The following is a 15,019-nucleotide window of genomic DNA, read 5'->3' as shown; positions in this document are numbered from 1 at the left end:
CTCCCACGACCTCTGCCCCATCGGCTGCTGCCCCGCCCGCACCGAACACCCCGCCGCCGCCGGCGCCGACAGCCCCTACGCCTGAGGAGCCACGCCGTGACCCCCGCACCCCCGCTCGACGAGCTGCTCGCCCTGGCACTGGAGGCCGCCCGGCGGGCCGGCGCCCTGCTGCGCGACGGCCGGCCCGAAGACCTGGCCGTCGCCGCCACCAAGACCAGCGCCATCGACGTCGTCACCGAGATGGACATCGCCGCCGAGAAGCTGATCACCGGCTTCCTCGCCGAGCACCGCCCCCAGGACGGCCTCCTCGGCGAGGAGGGCTCCGCCGCCCCCGGCACCAGTGGCGTCCGCTGGGTCATCGACCCCCTCGACGGCACCGTGAACTACCTCTACGGCCTGCCGTCCTGGGCCGTGTCCATCGCCGCCGAGCACGAGGGCGAGACCGTCGTCGGCGTCGTCGAGGCCCCGCTGCGCGGCGAGACCTTCCGCGCCGTCCGCGGCGGCGGCGCGTACCTGGGCGAGCGCCGGCTCGCGGTCCGTACCGCACCCCCCTTCGACCAGGCCCTGCTCGGCACCGGCTTCGGCTACGTCCAGGCGCGCCGCGCCCACCAGGCCGAGGTCGTCCGGGAGATCCTGCCGATGGTCCGCGACATCCGGCGCGGCGGCTCGGCCGCCATCGACCTCTGCGACGTGGCGGCAGGCCGGCTCGACGCGTACTACGAGCGCGGGCTCAACCCCTGGGACCACGCCGCGGGGGCCCTGATCGCCCGCGAGGCGGGCGCGCGCACCGGCGGGCGCCCGGGGGACCCCGAGTCCGGAGAACTGGCCGTGGCGGCCCCCGAGGGGCTTTTCGGGCCCCTCCAGGAGCTGCTCGACCGGCTGGGCGCCTGGCACGACTGAGGCGGCCCCACGGCGGGCCGCCGCCCCGGCACGGCGATGCCCCGGAGCCTTCGCGGCTCCGGGGCATCGCCGTCGGCGCTCCCGGGGGAGCGCCCACGCTCAGGCGCTCTGCGCGTAGACCGTCGCGACCTCCACGCCGTGCTCCGCGGCCAGTCGGTGCAGGTCCTCCAGCTCGGCCTGCTCGACCTCCGCGAGGTACTCGTCGCCGGTCTCGCGGGCCCGAGTGAGGTCCGACTGCGTGGTCCTGATGCGGTGCAGCAGTCCTGCGGTGAACGCGTCCATGCGCCCCTCCTCGTGGGTCCGGCGGCACGGGGGTGTGCCGAGGATGGATGGATCACGCTCTGCGACGCTCCCCGGGGGACGGAGGAGCCGTGGGCGTGCCACAACAGGGCGTGATCGCGGGGTGTGCAGACCTCCTCCCCAACGCCGTCCGCGGGGAAACCTCAACTGACCCGTGATTCATGGTGAATTCTTCGTACTCCATGGCGAGTCCCCGCCACGCACCCGTCCCGCCCACGCGGCGTCCCCGGCGCGTCCCCTCCCGTTCGCCGTCCCGTCATCCGCACCCCTCCGAGCCCCCCGCACCCCCGCCTTACAGCCGGTTTACGCGCGTCCGGGGCAGGATGGACACGCACAGTCAGTGTTCGAGAACCGCCCCCGGCCCCGTCCGGACCGGGCGCGCCGAGGGAAGGAAGAACGACGTGCGCGTACTCGTCGTCGAGGACGAGCAGCTGCTCGCCGATGCGGTGGCCACCGGGCTGCGCCGGGAGGCCATGGCCGTCGACGTCGTGTACGACGGCGCCGCCGCCCTGGAGCGCGTCGGGGTCAACGACTACGACGTCGTCGTCCTCGACCGCGACCTTCCCCTGGTCCACGGCGACGACGTCTGCCGCAAGATCGTCGAGCTGGGGATGCCCACCCGCGTCCTGATGCTCACCGCCGCCGGCGACGTCAGCGACCGGGTCGAGGGCCTGGAGCTGGGAGCCGACGACTACCTGCCCAAGCCCTTCGCCTTCACCGAGCTCACCGCGCGCGTGCGGGCTCTCGGGCGCCGCACCTCCGTGCCGCTGCCGCCCGTCCTGGAGCGCGCCGGCATCAAGCTCGACCCCAACCGCCGCGAGGTCTTCCGGGACGGCCGGGAGGTCCAGCTCGCCCCCAAGGAGTTCGCCGTCCTGGAGGTGCTGATGCGCTCCGAGGGCGCCGTCGTCTCCGCGGAGCAGCTCCTGGAGAAGGCCTGGGACGAGAACACCGACCCGTTCACCAACGTCGTCCGCGTCACCGTCATGACCCTGCGGCGCAAGCTGGGCGAACCGCCCGTCATCGTCACCGTCCCCGGCTCCGGCTACCGGATCTGATCCGATGGCCACGACCCCGGCGCCGCACCCGCAGGCGCCGCCGAAGCCCACCTGGGACCCCAGGGACCCGGTGAGACCGCTGCTCCGGCCGACCATCCGGATACGGCTCACGCTGCTGTACGGCGGCATGTTCCTGATCGCCGGCATCCTGCTGCTGTCGATCATCTACGTCTTCACGGCGCAGGCCGTCACCCACAACCTCACCCAGCTGCCCTTCAAGGTCGTCACCGGCAAGGTGCAGCCCACCACGTCCTGGTGCGAGCTGCCCGTCCAGGGCACCGGCGAGCAGCTCAACGCGGCGGTCTCCGCCTGCCTGAAGTACCAGCAGGACAAGGCCCTGGACGACCTGCTGCGGCGCTCGCTCTTCGCCCTCCTCGGGCTCAGCGTGATCGCCTTCGCCTTCGGCTACGCCATGGCCGGACGGGTGCTCTCGCCGCTCGGCAGGATCACCCGCACCGCCCGGCAGGTGGCCGGTTCCGACCTGGCGCGGCGGATCGAGCTGGACGGGCCGGACGACGAGCTGAAGGAGCTCGCGGACACCTTCGACGAGATGCTGGAGCGCCTGGAGCGGGCCTTCACCGCCCAGCAGCGCTTCGTCGCCAACGCCTCGCACGAGCTGAGGACCCCGCTGGCGATCAACCGCACGCTCCTGGAGGTCCACCTCTCCGACCCCGGGGCGCCGGTCGAGCTCCAGCAGCTCGGCAAGACCCTCCTGGCCACCAACGAACGCAGCGAGCAGCTGGTCGAGGGCCTGCTGCTGCTCGCCCGGAGCGACAACCAGATCGTGGAGCGCAAGCCCGTCGACCTCGCCGAGGTCGCCGAGCGGGCCGTCGACCAGGTGCACGCGGAGGCCGAGGCGAAGGGCGTGGAGATCCGCGGCGAGCGGGCCCCCGTGGTCGTCCAGGGCAACGGCGTCCTCCTCGAACGGATCGCCCTGAACCTGCTCCAGAACGCCGTGCGGTACAACGTTCCCGAGGACGGCTGGGTCGAGGTCGCCACCGAGGCCCAGCACGGCCAGGCGGTGCTCGTGGTGTCCAACACGGGCCCCGTGGTCCCCGCGTACGAGATCGACAACCTCTTCGAGCCGTTCCGCAGGCTCCGCCAGGAGCGGACCGGCAGCGACAAGGGCGTCGGGCTCGGACTGTCGATCGCGCGCTCGGTGGCGCGGGCGCACGGCGGGCGGATCAGCGCGGAGCCCCGGGAGGGCGGCGGGCTGGTGATGCGTGTCACTCTGCCGATCTGACACACTGTGGGGACGAAGCCCGATCTGTTCGCTTTGAGCGGAATTCGGAGAGCCCCGTCCTGAGACGGTCGTGTGTGATCGATCACAAGCGCGAGTGCCCGCCCGACCGCGCTGCGTGACCGTGAATTCTGGGGGAAAACCCGGAAAAGTCCGGGTTTCCCGGGCGTCGGGCGGCGGAAAGTACACGGGGTGGCGCTCCACGCGGACGTGCCGAGGACCGTGTACGGTCCGCTTCGCCACTCGTACCGATCACTCGCGAAGAGCCCGGGACGGGTGTCGATTGAGTAACAGACCTTGATGTGAGGCAAAATCTGCGCCTCAGGTCGGGCACAAGTCCGACCTCTCACGCGTTACGTGCGCTGAGACACCCGCAACGACCCAGAGGGGGAGAGCGACATGGCAACGGACTACGACACCCCACGCAAGACCGACGACGACGTCGACTCGGACAGCCTTGAGGAGCTCAAGGCCCGTCGGAACGACAAGTCGACCTCGACCGTCGACGTCGACGAGTTCGAGGCCGCGGAAGGCCTGGAGCTCCCGGGCGCCGATCTCTCGAACGAGGAACTGGCCGTCCGCGTGCTGCCCAAGCAGGCCGACGAGTTCACCTGCATGAGCTGCTTCCTGGTGCACCACCGCAGCCAGCTCGCGCGCGAGAAGAACGGTCAGCCGATCTGCCGCGACTGCGACTGAGCAGGGCGCGGCCGTGGCAGGCGACACACCGTCCCGGAAGCGGCGTCTGAGGCTTCCCGTGAAGCCCCGGACGCACAAGGGCGGCACAGGCCCGACAGAGGGCGCCCAGGAGGCTCCCGACGCCGAGCGGGCCGCCCCCCTGCCCTCCCCTGGCGTGGCGGACGACGAGCGGGGCCCCACGGCCTCGCTCGAAGCTGCCGCGGCCCCCGGACAGGGCCAGGCACCGCTCCCCGCGGAGCGGGACCCCGAAGGGCACGCGGACCCCGGGGCGACGGAGGACCGTGACGACCGCCGACGCGGGAAGCGCGGCGCCGTCAGGCGACTGGCCGATCCGGCGCGCACCCAGATCGACCGCATCAGGATCGACGCCTCGCGCATCGACGCCGTCCGCCGCAGCGTGGAGGGCGTCAAACAGGGCGTGAAGCGGAGCGGCGACGGAGCCAAGGCGGGCATCGGCTACCTGGCCGACCGGCTGATCGACCTGGCCCCGCGCGTCCCCGTCCGCGACCTCGCGACCCTGCGCAAGCAGTTCCCCGGGCTCGGCCCCGAGGAGCTGGCCGACAAACTGGTCTCCGGCGCGGCCAACGCGAGCTCGACCGTCGGTGCCGGCATCGGCGCCGCCGCCATGCTCCCCGTACCGCCGGCCATGCCGGCCGAGCTGGCCGCGGAGATCACCGGCGTCGCCGCCGTCGAGCTCAAGCTCATCGCCGAGCTCCACGAGGTCTACGGCCTCCGGCCGCCCGGCACCCTCCCCCAGCGCTCGGCCGCCTATCTGGCCTCCTGGGCCGAGGAGCGGGGCATCGACCCCACCAAGCCCACCACCATCAACGCGGCCCTCGGCGGGCAGCTCAAGCGCGAACTGCGGCAGCAGATCACGAAGCGCATGGTCCGCAACCTGCCGAACCTCACCCCGTTCATGGTGGGCGCCGCCGTCGGCGCGGTCATGAACCGGCGCGACACCAGGAAGCTCGCCGGCCACATCCGCAAGGACCTCAGAGCCCGCCAGGTGCCCTGGGCGAAGCTGGTGGAGCTGCCCCCGCTGGAACAGCCCGAGAACCCCAAGGAACTGGGCTTCTAGCGCGCTCCGGGCCGTCCCGGGCCGCCAGCCACGAGCGGCCCGCGGCCCGTCCCCGGCTCAGGCCTCGCCGCGTACCGCCTCCACGGCGGCCGCCAGGCCCTCCGGGTCACGGCTCGACAGGTACAGGTACGGCGTCGGGTCCGCCGGGTCCGTGACCTCGATCCGCACCGCCCGCGGCACGTAGCTCCGCATCAGCATGAAGGCGCGCGGATCGGCCTTGTGCGCGCGCCAGGCGCGCGCCTCCTCCTCGTCGAGCACCTCGGCCGCCCCCAGCGCCGACACCGGCACCCGGGCCTCGCCCGCCACCAGCGAACCGGCCACCACGCGGATCCGGGCCGAGCCGTACGAGGACACCGCCACCCCGGCCGCCACGCCCGCCACGATCAGCCCGCCCAGCGTCGCCACCGTTCCCAGCGGGAAGGTGACGAGACCGCCGGAGAGCGCGAGCAGCACGACGATCGCCCACCACGAACCGGGCACGGTCAGCCGCTCGTCGAAGCGCGGCGCCGCCGGGGACGCGGAGGACTCGGGGGAGGGGGCGGGGGACGGTGCGGAAGGCTGCATGCGTCCAAGCTTGGCACGGCGCGCCCCGCCTCCTACCGCGCGGGTAAGGTCTGGGCCTGTGACTGCAACATCTGCCGCCCTCACCCCGCCGGCCGACGCCGTGGCGCCGACCCGCCACCCCGACGCGCCCGCCCCCGGCGAGGCGCTCGGCTCACACTACGGCCACTGCTTCGGGTGCGGCGACGGACAGCCCCACGGGCTCCACCTGGACGCGCGCGCGGGAGAGGGCGTGACCGTCACCGCCGAGTTCACCGTGACCGCCGACCACCAGGGCGCCCCCGGCCTCGCCCACGGCGGCGTGCTCGCCACCGCGCTCGACGAGACCCTCGGCTCCCTGAACTGGCTGCTCCGCGTCATCGCCGTGACCGGCCGCCTGGAGACCGACTTCCGCCGGCCCGTCCCGGTCGGCACCGTCCTCCACCTCCAGGCCGAGGTCACCGCCGTCCACGGCCGCAAGATCTACTCGACCGCCACCGGCCGGATCGGCGGCCCCGACGGGCCCGTCGCCGTCCGCGCCGACGCCATGTTCGTCGAGGTCAAGGTCGACCACTTCATCGACAACGGCCGGCCGGAGGAGATCCAGGCCGCCATGGCCGATCCCGACCAGCTCCGGCGCGCCCGCGCCTTCGAGGTGAACCCCTGATGCGCCCTCCCGTCGACGTGCTGATCCGCCGGGTGGACCCGGACGTGCCGATCCCGGCCTACGGCCACCCCGGCGACGCCGGCGCCGACCTCGTCACCACCGAGGCCGCCGTCCTCGCCCCCGGGGAGCGCGCCGTGCTGCCCACCGGGGTCTCCCTCGCCCTCCCCGACGGCTACGCCGCCTTCGTCCACCCGCGGTCGGGACTGGCCGCGCGCTGCGGAGTCGCGCTCGTGAATGCCCCAGGGACGGTCGATGCCGGGTACCGTGGAGAGATCAAGGTGATCGTGGTCAATCTCGACCCGCGCGAGAGCGTGCGGTTCGAGCGCTTCGACCGGATTGCCCAACTTGTCGTCCAGCAGGTCGAGAAGGTGCGCTTCCACGAGGTGGCGGAGCTTCCCGGCTCGGCGCGGGCCGAGGGGGGCTTCGGGTCCACCGGCGGCCATGCCGCCGTGGACGGCACGACGGGTGGGAATCGATACGCTTCGGTCGTATCCGACCGGGAAGGACAGTGACGTGTTCGGACGTCGCAAGAAGAGCGGTGCCGCCGACACGGCGGGCGAGGCCGAGCAGGTCGTCGACGCCGTGGCCGGCGAGGACGCCGCGGAAGCGGCCGACCAGCCGCGCAAGGTGAACCTTCCGCCGGCGCCCCGGCCCGACGGTCCCTGGGACATCTCCGAGGTCGCCAAGCCCGAGGAGGGCCGCGTCGACCTCGGCGGGCTCTACGTCCCCGGTGTCGAGGGCATGGAACTCCGCGTGGAGGTGGCGGGCGACGCGATCGTCGCCGCGACCATCGTGCTGCGCGACAGCGCCGTGCAGCTCCAGGCGTTCGCCGCGCCCAAGAAGGAGGGCATCTGGGGCGAGGTCCGCGAGGAGATCGCCACCGGCATCGTCCAGCAGGGCGGCGCGATCGACGAGGTCGAGGGCCCGCTCGGCTGGGAGCTGCGCGCGCAGGTCCCCGTCCAGCTGCCCGACGGCAACCGCGGCGTGCAGATCGTGCGCTTCGTCGGCGTCGACGGCCCGCGCTGGTTCCTGCGCGGCGTCATCTCCGGCCAGGGCGCGGTGCAGCCCGAGGCCGCCGGCCTCCTGGAGCAGATCGTCCGGGACACCGTCGTCGCCCGCGGCGACGGCCCGATGGCCCCGCGCGACCCGATCGTCCTCAAGCTGCCGAACGACGCGCAGATGGTGCCGGACGGCGTCCAGCAGGAGGAGCAGGCAGGGTCCCGCTTCTCCGGCGGCATGGGCCAGCTGCAGCGCGGCCCGGAGATCTCCGAGATCCGCTGACGCGCCCCCCGGGGCCGGTGGGGCCCGGGGAGCGGTCGGTCCGGTGGGCCGCCGTCCGTACGCACGACGTACGGACGGCGGCCCACCGGCCGTTTCGCGCACGGGTTCCGCGTTCCCCTACGGGTCGTCCCGCGTCCGGAGTGCGGGGCGCGGCGTCCGGAAGTCGGGGTCGGATCGGGGTTCACGGCCCTGGCCCCGGTGCGGGCGGCCGACCATACTGGAGTGCGCAGGTGTTCGAGGAGGGGGACGCAGATGAGCGAGAACAGCACGCGGTCCGCGACGGCCGTCGCCGAGGACCCGGCCGGGGGGCCGATGATCCGGGTCGAGGGACTGCGCCGGACGTTCGGCGAGGGCGAGGCCGCCGTCCACGCCCTCAAGGGCGTCTCCTTCGAGATCCCGCGCGGCGAGCTGGTCGCCCTCAAGGGCCGCTCCGGCTCCGGCAAGACCACCCTGCTCAATCTGGTCGGCGGCCTCGACAGCGCCGACGGCGGCCGGATCGTCATCGACGGCACCGACCTCTCCACCCTCGGCGAGGACGGCCTCCTGGCGCTGCGCCGGGACCGGATCGGCTTCATCTTCCAGTCCTTCGGCCTGCTGCCGATCCTCTCCGCCGCCGAGAACGTCGGCGTCCCGCTCCGGCTGCGGAAGGCGGACCCCGCCGAGCGGGAGGAGCGGGTGGCCCTGCTGCTCGCCCTCGTGGGCCTCGCCGACCACGCCGACCAGCGCCCCGGGGAGCTCTCCGGCGGCCAGCAGCAGCGGGTCGCCATCGCCCGCGCCCTCGCCAACAAGCCGGCCCTGCTCATCGCCGACGAGCCGACCGGCCAGCTCGACGCCGAGACCGGCCTCGCCGTGATGGAGCTGCTGCGGGCCGTGGTCCGCAGCGAGAACTGCACCGCCCTCGTCGCCACCCACGACCACCAGCTCCTCCGTCTCGCCGACCGGGTCCTCGAACTCCGCGACGGGGAGATAGCCGAGGCCTGAGCCCCGGCGGCGCGGCGGGCCGGACCGGTGCGCGTCGACCGCGCCGGCGGGCATCAGGATCACGTCAATACCGCATCGGGGTGTTCCTCCGGGTGCGGAATGTCCGATCAGCCGGACGTATGGTCGGTCCATGGGACGTGGCAAGCTTCGGATCTACCTCGGCGCGGCGCCCGGCGTCGGCAAGACGTACGCGATGCTCGCCGAGGCCCACCGCAGGGTGGAGCGCGGCACCGACTGCGTCGTCGGCTTCGTCGAGCACCACGGCCGGCCGCGCACCGAGGTGCTGCTGCACGGCCTGGAGCAGCTGCCCCGCCGCGAGCTCGAACACCGCGGCGGAGTCTTCACCGAGATGGACGTCGACGCCGTCCTCGCCCGCCGTCCCGCCGTCGCCCTCGTCGACGAGCTCGCCCACACCAACGTCCCCGGCTCGCGGAACTCCAAGCGCTGGCAGGACGTCGCCGAACTGCTCGCCGCGGGCATCGACGTCGTCTCGACCGTGAACATCCAGCACCTGGAGTCGCTCGGCGACGTCGTCGAGTCGATCACCGGCGTCCGGCAGCAGGAGACCGTCCCCGACGAGATCGTCCGCCGCGCCGACCAGATCGAACTGGTCGACATGTCGCCCGAGGCGCTGCGCCGCCGCATGGCGCACGGCAACGTCTACACCCCCGACAAGGTCGACGCCGCCCTCTCCAACTACTTCCGCCCCGGCAACCTCACCGCCCTGCGCGAGCTCGCCCTCCTCTGGACCGCCGACCGGGTCGACGAGTACCTCCGGCAGTACCGCGGCGAGCACAACATCCGCTCCACCTGGCAGGCCCGCGAGCGGATCGTCGTCGGCCTCACCGGCGGTCCCGAGGGCCGCACCCTGATACGACGCGCCACCCGGCTCGCCGAGAAGGGCGCGGGCGGCGAGGTCCTCGCCGTCTACATAGCCCGCAGCGACGGCCTCACCGCCGCCTCGCCGAAGGAGCTGGCCGTCCAGCGCACCCTCGTCGAGGACCTCGGCGGCACCTTCCACCACGTCATCGGCGACGACGTACCGACCGCCCTCCTGGAGTTCGCCCGCGGGGTCAACGCCACCCAGATCGTCCTCGGCTCCAGCCGCCGCCGCACCTGGCAGTACGTCCTCGGACCCGGCGTCGGACAGACCGTCGCCCGCGAGTCGGGGCCCGACCTCGACGTCCACATCGTCACCCACGGCGAGGTCGCCAAGGGCCGGGGCCTCCCGGTCGCCCGCGGCGCCCGCCTCGGCCGTTCCCGGATCCTCGGCGGCTGGCTCGTCGGTGTCGCCGGGCCGCTGGCGCTCGCCCTCCTCCTCACCCACACGGACGCCGACCTCGGCCTCGCCAACGACATGCTGCTCTTCCTGGCGCTGACCGTCGGCTCCGCCCTGCTCGGCGGCTTCCTGCCGGCGCTCGCCTCCGCGGCCGTCGGCTCCCTCCTCCTGAACTGGTTCTTCACCCCGCCGATCCACCGGATCACCATCGCCGACCCGCTGAACATCGTCGCCATCGCGGTCTTCTTCGGCGTCGCGATGGCCGTCGCCTCCGTGGTCGACCTCGCCGCCCGCCGCACCCACCAGGCCGCCCGGCTGCGCGCCGAGGCCGAGGTCCTCTCCTATCTCGCGGGCAGCGTGCTGCGCGGCGAGACCAGCCTCGACGCCCTCCTGGAACGGGTCCGCGAGACCTTCTCCATGGAGTCCGTCGCCCTGCTCGAACGGGCCGACGGCGCCGAGCCCTGGAACCGGGCCGCCGCCGTCGGACCCCACCCGGCCGCCCGCCCCGAGGACGCCGACGTGGACATGCCGGTCGGCGACCACCTCGCCCTCGCCCTCAGCGGCCGCGTCCTGCCCGCCGAGGACCGCCGGGTGCTCGGCGCCTTCGCCGCCCAGGCCGCCGTCGTCCTCGACCGGCAGCGGCTCGTCGGCGAGGCCGAGGAGGCCCGCAAGCTCGCCGAGGGCAACAAGATCCGCACCTCCCTGCTCGCCGCCGTCAGCCACGACCTGCGCACCCCGCTCGCCGGCATCAAGGCCTCCGTCACCTCCCTCCGCTCCGACGACGTCGAATGGTCCGAGGAGGACCGGGCCGAGCTCCTGGAGGGCATCGAGGCCGGCGCCGACCGCCTCGACCACCTCGTCGGCAACCTCCTCGACATGTCCCGCCTCCAGACCGGCACGGTCACCCCGCTGGTCCGCGCCGTCGACCTCGACGAGGTCGTCCCCATGGCCCTCGGCGGCGTCCCGGACGGCAGCGCCGAGGCCGACGTCCCCGAGACCCTGCCGATGGTCGAGGTCGACAAGGGCCTCCTCGAACGGGCCGTCGCCAACATCGTCGAGAACGCCGTCAAGTACAGCCCCGAGGGCGTCCCCGTCGCCGTCACCGCCAGCACCCTCGGCGACCGGGTCGAACTCCGGGTCGTCGACCGCGGCCCCGGCGTCCCCGACGACTCCAAGGACGGCATCTTCGAGCCCTTCCAGCGCTTCGGCGACGCCCCGCGCGGCTCCGGCGTCGGCCTCGGACTCGCCGTCGCCCGCGGCTTCGTGGAGGCCATGGGCGGCACCCTCAGCGCCGAGGACACCCCGGGCGGCGGCCTCACCATGGTCCTGACCCTGCGCGCCGCCGGGGGCACCGCCCCGCCGCCCGCCGCCGAGCTGCCGGCCCACACCATGGGCTGAGCCCGCGCCCCGCCCCGTACACCCCCGGGAACGCCGTACCCGCCCCCGCGCGCGGAGCCCCCGCACAGCGGCCCGCACCCACCTCCGTACAGCAGGAACAGCAGAGAGAAGGAAGGCCCCCGACATGACCCGGGTCCTCGTGGTCGACGACGAGCCGCAGATCGTCCGCGCCCTGGTGATCAACCTCAAGGCGCGGAAGTACGAGGTCGACTCCGCTCCCGACGGCGCCACCGCCCTCAAGCTCGCCGCCGAGCGCCACCCCGACGTCGTCGTCCTCGACCTCGGCCTGCCCGACCTCGACGGCGTCGACGTCATCAAGGGACTGCGCGGCTGGACCCGGGTCCCGATCATCGTGCTCTCCGCCCGCCACACCTCCGACGAGAAGGTCGAGGCCCTCGACGCCGGTGCCGACGACTACGTCACCAAGCCCTTCGGCATGGACGAGCTCCTCGCCCGGCTGCGCGCCGCCGTCCGCCGCGCCGAGCCCGTCGGCGGCGCCGAGGACGGGGTCGTCGTGGTCGAGACGGAGGACTTCACCGTCGACCTCGCCGCCAAGAAGGTCCACCGCGACGGGCGGGACGTCCGGCTCACCCCCACCGAGTGGCACCTCCTGGAGGTCCTGGTCCGCAACGGCGGGCGCCTCGTCAGCCAGAAGCAGCTCCTCCAGGAGGTCTGGGGCCCCTCCTACGGCACCGAGACCAACTACCTGCGGGTCTACATGGCCCAGCTGCGCCGCAAGCTGGAGACCGACCCCTCGCACCCGCGCCACTTCGTCACCGAGCCGGGGATGGGGTACCGCTTCGAACGTTGAGACGGGCCCGTTCCCCCGTCGGCCGCGGCCGGTAGGCTTTTGGGTATGAGTGCTGCACCCCGTACCGACAAGCCGGCAGGCCGGTTCCGCCGGATGCTCGACCGGCTCTCCTCCTCGCCGGAGGACCTGGAGTCGGAGGAGCTCCAGGAGGACACGGCCGCCTCGGGCTGCACGCGGATCTCCGACTGCGACGACCGCCAGATAGTCAAGGTCACTGGTACCTTGCGCACGGTCACGCTGCGCCCCAGGGCCGGTGTCCCGGCCCTGGAGGCCGAGCTGTTCGACGGCACCGCGCCGCTGGACGTCGTCTGGCTGGGCCGGCGCTCCATCGTGGGCATCGAGCCGGGCCGCAAGCTGATCGCCTCCGGCCGGATCTCCATGAGCCACGGCCGGCGGGTCCTCTTCAACCCCAAATACGAGCTCCGACCGCTCGGACAGGAGTAGCCGGTGACGTCCGTCGACAAGCCGACCACCGCACCGCCGACCCCGGACCAGGACGCCCGGACCGACAGGGCGGTGACCGAGGCCGCGCTCTTCGAGGCCTTCGGCGGCGTCCGCGGCATGGTCGAGACGGTCCTGCCCGGCCTGCTCTTCGTCACGATCTACACGATCAACAAGGACCTGAAGAGCTCGGCCGTCGCCGCCCTCGCCGTCTCCCTCCTGCTCGTCGTCGTCCGGCTCGTCCGCCGCGACACGGTCAAGCACGCCTTCAGCGGGGTCTTCGGCGTCGGCTTCGGCGTCGTCTTCGCGATGATGACCGGCAACGCCAAGGACTTCTACCTCCCCGGCATGCTGTACACGCTGGGCCTCGGCCTCGCGTACATCGTCACCACGCTCGCCGGCGTCCCGCTGATCGGCCTCATCCTCGGCCCGGTCTTCAAGGAGAACCTCTCCTGGCGGACCCGGAACCCCGGACGGAAGAAGGCCTACGCGAAGGCCAGCTGGGCCTGGGGCCTGATCCTGCTCGCCAAGTGCGCGATCCTCTTCCCGCTCTACTGGTGGGCCGACACCACCCAGCTCGGCTGGGTCCTCGTCGCCCTGAAGATCCCGCCCTTCCTGCTCGCCGTCTACCTCACCTGGGTCTTCCTGGCCAAGGCGCCGCCGCCGATCGACGTCTTCGCCGAGATGGAGGCGGAGGAGAAGGCGGAGAGGGAACGCGAGGCCGCGGCCGCCCGCACCCCCGAGGCGTAGCCGCCACACCGTACGCGGGAGGGCCCGGGACCGTCGACGGTCCCGGGCCCTCCCACGTACGGTACGGCGCTACTCCGCCGGCTCCCGGCGGACCTGGAGGAGCTCCTCCAGCTGCTCCTCGCGGGCCTGCGCCGCCACGAACAGCAGCTCGTCGCCCGCCTCCAGGGTCTCCTCGGGGCTCGGCGTCAGCACCCGCGAACCGCGGATGATCGTCACCAGCGAGGTGTCCTGCGGCCAGGCGACCTCGCCCACCTGCGTACCGGCCACCGCCGACTCCGGCGGCAGCGTCAGCTCCACCAGGTTGGCGTCGCCGTGGCTGAAGCGGAGCAGCCGGACCAGGTCGCCGACGCTCACCGCCTCCTCCACCAGGGCCGACATCAGACGCGGGGTGGAGACGGCGACGTCCACGCCCCAGGACTCGTTGAAAAGCCACTCGTTCTTCGGGTTGTTCACCCGGGCGACCACCCGGGGCACCCCGTACTCGGTCTTCGCGAGCAGCGAGACGACCAGGTTCACCTTGTCGTCGCCGGTGGCCGCGATGACCACGTTGCAGCGCTGGAGCGCCGCCTCGTCCAGCGAGGTGATCTCACAGGCGTCGGCGAGCAGCCACTCCGCCTGCGGCACCCGCTCCACGGAGATGGCGGTCGGCGCCTTGTCGACGAGCAGCACCTCGTGGCCGTTCTCCAGGAGTTCGCCGGCGATGGAACGGCCCACCGCGCCCGCGCCCGCAATCGCGACCCGCATCAGTGACCGCCCTCCTCGGGGCCCTCGGCGAAGGCCGCCTCGACCTTCCCGATCTCGTCCGTCCGCATCATCACATGCACCAGGTCCCCTTCCTGGAGCACCGTCTGCGAGCTCGGGATGACCGCCTCGCCCAGCCGGGTGAGGAAGGCGACCCGCACGCCGGTCTCGTCCTGGAGCCGGCTGATCTTGTGCCCGATCCACGCCGGGGAGGTGTGCACCTCGGCGAGCTGGACGCCGCCGCTCGGATCGGTCCACAGCGGCTCCGCGCCCGAAGGCAGCAGCCGGCGCAGCATCTGGTCGGCGGTCCACCGGACCGTCGCCACGGTGGGGATGCCCAGGCGCTGATAGACCTCGGCGCGCCGCGGGTCGTAGATCCGCGCGGCCACGTTCTCGATGCCGAACATCTCGCGCGCCACCCGGGCCGCGATGATGTTGGAGTTGTCACCGCTGCTCACCGCGGCGAAGGCACCGGCCTCCTCGATCCCCGCCTCGCGCAGGGTGTCCTGGTCGAAGCCCACGCCGGTGACGCGCCGGCCTCCGAAGCCGGAGCCCAGACGGCGGAAAGCCGTAGGGTCCTGGTCCACCACGGCGACCGTGTGGCCCTGCTGCTCCAGGGTCTGCGCGAGAGCGGCTCCCACTCGCCCGCAGCCCATGATGACGATGTGCACGTCCCCGTTACCCCGCACTCCTGATCGCCTTGCTGACCTGCGAAAACACCCTGCTCACAACTTTCCTCGCCCGATCGGCCCGGGCCGTGGCGGGCAACGCCCTGCCGGGTTGCCCGGTCCGAGCTTAAGCCGCAACGCGGAACAGGACCGCATCCGAGGGGCCCGCGGAAAGATTCCGTATGGATCGGGG

Annotated in this window: 17 protein-coding genes; 13 read left to right on the top strand and 4 right to left on the bottom strand. The window is 73.1% G+C overall.

Annotated elements, in window-relative coordinates; genetic code table 11:
* Positions 1–96: 96 nt before the first annotated feature.
* Positions 97–900, top strand: a complete 804-nt coding sequence (locus IE245_RS35330) for an inositol monophosphatase family protein (RefSeq protein WP_229852023.1) — start codon at positions 97–99, stop codon at positions 898–900.
* A gap of 99 nt (positions 901–999) precedes the next feature.
* Here IE245_RS35330 and IE245_RS35325 read toward each other — a convergent pair whose 3' ends face one another.
* The gene (locus tag IE245_RS35325) at positions 1,000–1,182 is read right to left on the bottom strand and encodes a hypothetical protein (protein WP_189955346.1); all 183 of its coding nucleotides are present in this window, start codon (positions 1,180–1,182) and stop codon (positions 1,000–1,002) included.
* Positions 1,183–1,601: 419 nt separating this feature from the next.
* Between IE245_RS35325 and IE245_RS35320 the strand changes: the two genes are divergently transcribed.
* The 4 genes from IE245_RS35320 to IE245_RS35305 all read left to right on the top strand — a co-directional run bounded on the left by IE245_RS35320 (position 1,602) and on the right by IE245_RS35305 (position 5,269).
* Complete coding sequence (locus IE245_RS35320) at positions 1,602–2,255, top strand: response regulator transcription factor (RefSeq protein ID WP_189955344.1); 654 nt, start codon at positions 1,602–1,604, stop codon at positions 2,253–2,255.
* A gap of 4 nt (positions 2,256–2,259) precedes the next feature.
* Positions 2,260–3,498 carry a sensor histidine kinase gene (locus IE245_RS35315; protein WP_189955342.1) on the top strand — a complete coding sequence of 413 codons (1,239 nt, stop codon included), beginning with the start codon at positions 2,260–2,262 and terminating at the stop codon, positions 3,496–3,498.
* Positions 3,499–3,894: 396 nt separating this feature from the next.
* Positions 3,895–4,191, top strand: a complete 297-nt coding sequence (locus IE245_RS35310; RefSeq protein ID WP_003955561.1) for a DUF4193 domain-containing protein — start codon at positions 3,895–3,897, stop codon at positions 4,189–4,191.
* A gap of 13 nt (positions 4,192–4,204) precedes the next feature.
* On the top strand, positions 4,205–5,269 hold the full coding sequence (locus IE245_RS35305) for a hypothetical protein (protein WP_189955340.1): 1,065 nt from the start codon (positions 4,205–4,207) through the stop codon (positions 5,267–5,269).
* A 57-nt stretch (positions 5,270–5,326) separates the two neighbouring features.
* Here the strand turns inward: IE245_RS35305 and IE245_RS35300 are convergent, their stop codons facing one another.
* A complete protein-coding gene (locus IE245_RS35300; protein ID WP_189955338.1) occupies positions 5,327–5,833 on the bottom strand; it encodes a DUF3093 domain-containing protein in 507 nt (168 codons plus the stop codon).
* A 58-nt stretch (positions 5,834–5,891) separates the two neighbouring features.
* Between IE245_RS35300 and IE245_RS35295 the strand changes: the two genes are divergently transcribed.
* The 8 genes from IE245_RS35295 (at position 5,892) to IE245_RS35260 (ending at position 13,417) form a co-directional block, all read left to right on the top strand.
* Positions 5,892–6,476 (top strand): PaaI family thioesterase, encoded by a 585-nt coding sequence (locus IE245_RS35295; protein ID WP_189955336.1) that lies wholly within the window; start codon positions 5,892–5,894, stop codon positions 6,474–6,476.
* Positions 6,476–6,988 carry a dUTP diphosphatase gene (gene dut, locus IE245_RS35290; RefSeq protein ID WP_169094122.1) on the top strand — a complete coding sequence of 171 codons (513 nt, stop codon included), beginning with the start codon at positions 6,476–6,478 and terminating at the stop codon, positions 6,986–6,988. Before IE245_RS35295 ends, dut begins: the two co-directional genes overlap by 1 nt.
* A gap of 1 nt (position 6,989) precedes the next feature.
* Positions 6,990–7,757: a DUF3710 domain-containing protein gene (locus IE245_RS35285; RefSeq protein ID WP_189955334.1), complete on the top strand. Its 768-nt coding sequence runs from the start codon at positions 6,990–6,992 to the stop codon at positions 7,755–7,757.
* A gap of 252 nt (positions 7,758–8,009) precedes the next feature.
* Positions 8,010–8,738 (top strand): ABC transporter ATP-binding protein, encoded by a 729-nt coding sequence (locus IE245_RS35280; RefSeq protein ID WP_189955331.1) that lies wholly within the window; start codon positions 8,010–8,012, stop codon positions 8,736–8,738.
* 130 nt (positions 8,739–8,868) lie between these two features.
* Positions 8,869–11,415 carry an ATP-binding protein gene (locus IE245_RS35275; RefSeq protein ID WP_189955329.1) on the top strand — a complete coding sequence of 849 codons (2,547 nt, stop codon included), beginning with the start codon at positions 8,869–8,871 and terminating at the stop codon, positions 11,413–11,415.
* A gap of 124 nt (positions 11,416–11,539) precedes the next feature.
* Positions 11,540–12,226 (top strand): response regulator, encoded by a 687-nt coding sequence (locus IE245_RS35270; RefSeq protein WP_189955327.1) that lies wholly within the window; start codon positions 11,540–11,542, stop codon positions 12,224–12,226.
* 45 nt (positions 12,227–12,271) lie between these two features.
* The gene (locus tag IE245_RS35265; RefSeq protein WP_189955326.1) at positions 12,272–12,670 is read left to right on the top strand and encodes an OB-fold nucleic acid binding domain-containing protein; all 399 of its coding nucleotides are present in this window, start codon (positions 12,272–12,274) and stop codon (positions 12,668–12,670) included.
* A gap of 3 nt (positions 12,671–12,673) precedes the next feature.
* Positions 12,674–13,417: a DUF3159 domain-containing protein gene (locus tag IE245_RS35260; protein WP_189955324.1), complete on the top strand. Its 744-nt coding sequence runs from the start codon at positions 12,674–12,676 to the stop codon at positions 13,415–13,417.
* Positions 13,418–13,486: 69 nt separating this feature from the next.
* On the opposite strand, the gene IE245_RS35255 is transcribed toward IE245_RS35260, so the two are convergent.
* Both IE245_RS35255 and IE245_RS35250 read right to left on the bottom strand, forming a co-directional pair.
* Positions 13,487–14,161 carry a potassium channel family protein gene (locus IE245_RS35255; protein WP_189955322.1) on the bottom strand — a complete coding sequence of 225 codons (675 nt, stop codon included), beginning with the start codon at positions 14,159–14,161 and terminating at the stop codon, positions 13,487–13,489.
* On the bottom strand, positions 14,161–14,829 hold the full coding sequence (locus IE245_RS35250) for a potassium channel family protein (RefSeq protein ID WP_189955320.1): 669 nt from the start codon (positions 14,827–14,829) through the stop codon (positions 14,161–14,163). The genes IE245_RS35255 and IE245_RS35250 overlap by 1 nt, the downstream gene beginning before the upstream one ends.
* Positions 14,830–15,019: the final 190 nt, after the last annotated feature.

The sequence above is a fragment of the Streptomyces roseolus genome, assembly GCF_014649855.1.
GTDB classification, from domain to species: Bacteria; Actinomycetota; Actinomycetes; order Streptomycetales; family Streptomycetaceae; genus Streptomyces; species Streptomyces roseolus.
Note: the sequence above shows the minus strand (reverse complement) of the source record. Positions and strands in the feature narration are given on the sequence as shown.

What these genes read in the sequence shown, in the direction of transcription:
- IE245_RS35325 (WP_189955346.1), bottom strand. Translation starts at nt 1,182, where the DNA reads ATGGACGCGTTCACCGCAGGACTGCTGCACCGCATCAGGACCACGCAG.
- IE245_RS35315 (WP_189955342.1), top strand. Translation starts at nt 2,260, where the DNA reads ATGGCCACGACCCCGGCGCCGCACCCGCAGGCGCCGCCGAAGCCCACC.
- IE245_RS35310 (WP_003955561.1), top strand. Translation starts at nt 3,895, where the DNA reads ATGGCAACGGACTACGACACCCCACGCAAGACCGACGACGACGTCGAC.
- IE245_RS35300 (WP_189955338.1), bottom strand. Translation starts at nt 5,833, where the DNA reads ATGCAGCCTTCCGCACCGTCCCCCGCCCCCTCCCCCGAGTCCTCCGCG.
- dut (WP_169094122.1), top strand. Translation starts at nt 6,476, where the DNA reads ATGCGCCCTCCCGTCGACGTGCTGATCCGCCGGGTGGACCCGGACGTG.
- IE245_RS35280 (WP_189955331.1), top strand. Translation starts at nt 8,010, where the DNA reads ATGAGCGAGAACAGCACGCGGTCCGCGACGGCCGTCGCCGAGGACCCG.
- IE245_RS35275 (WP_189955329.1), top strand. Translation starts at nt 8,869, where the DNA reads ATGGGACGTGGCAAGCTTCGGATCTACCTCGGCGCGGCGCCCGGCGTC.
- IE245_RS35270 (WP_189955327.1), top strand. Translation starts at nt 11,540, where the DNA reads ATGACCCGGGTCCTCGTGGTCGACGACGAGCCGCAGATCGTCCGCGCC.
- IE245_RS35265 (WP_189955326.1), top strand. Translation starts at nt 12,272, where the DNA reads ATGAGTGCTGCACCCCGTACCGACAAGCCGGCAGGCCGGTTCCGCCGG.
- IE245_RS35255 (WP_189955322.1), bottom strand. Translation starts at nt 14,161, where the DNA reads ATGCGGGTCGCGATTGCGGGCGCGGGCGCGGTGGGCCGTTCCATCGCC.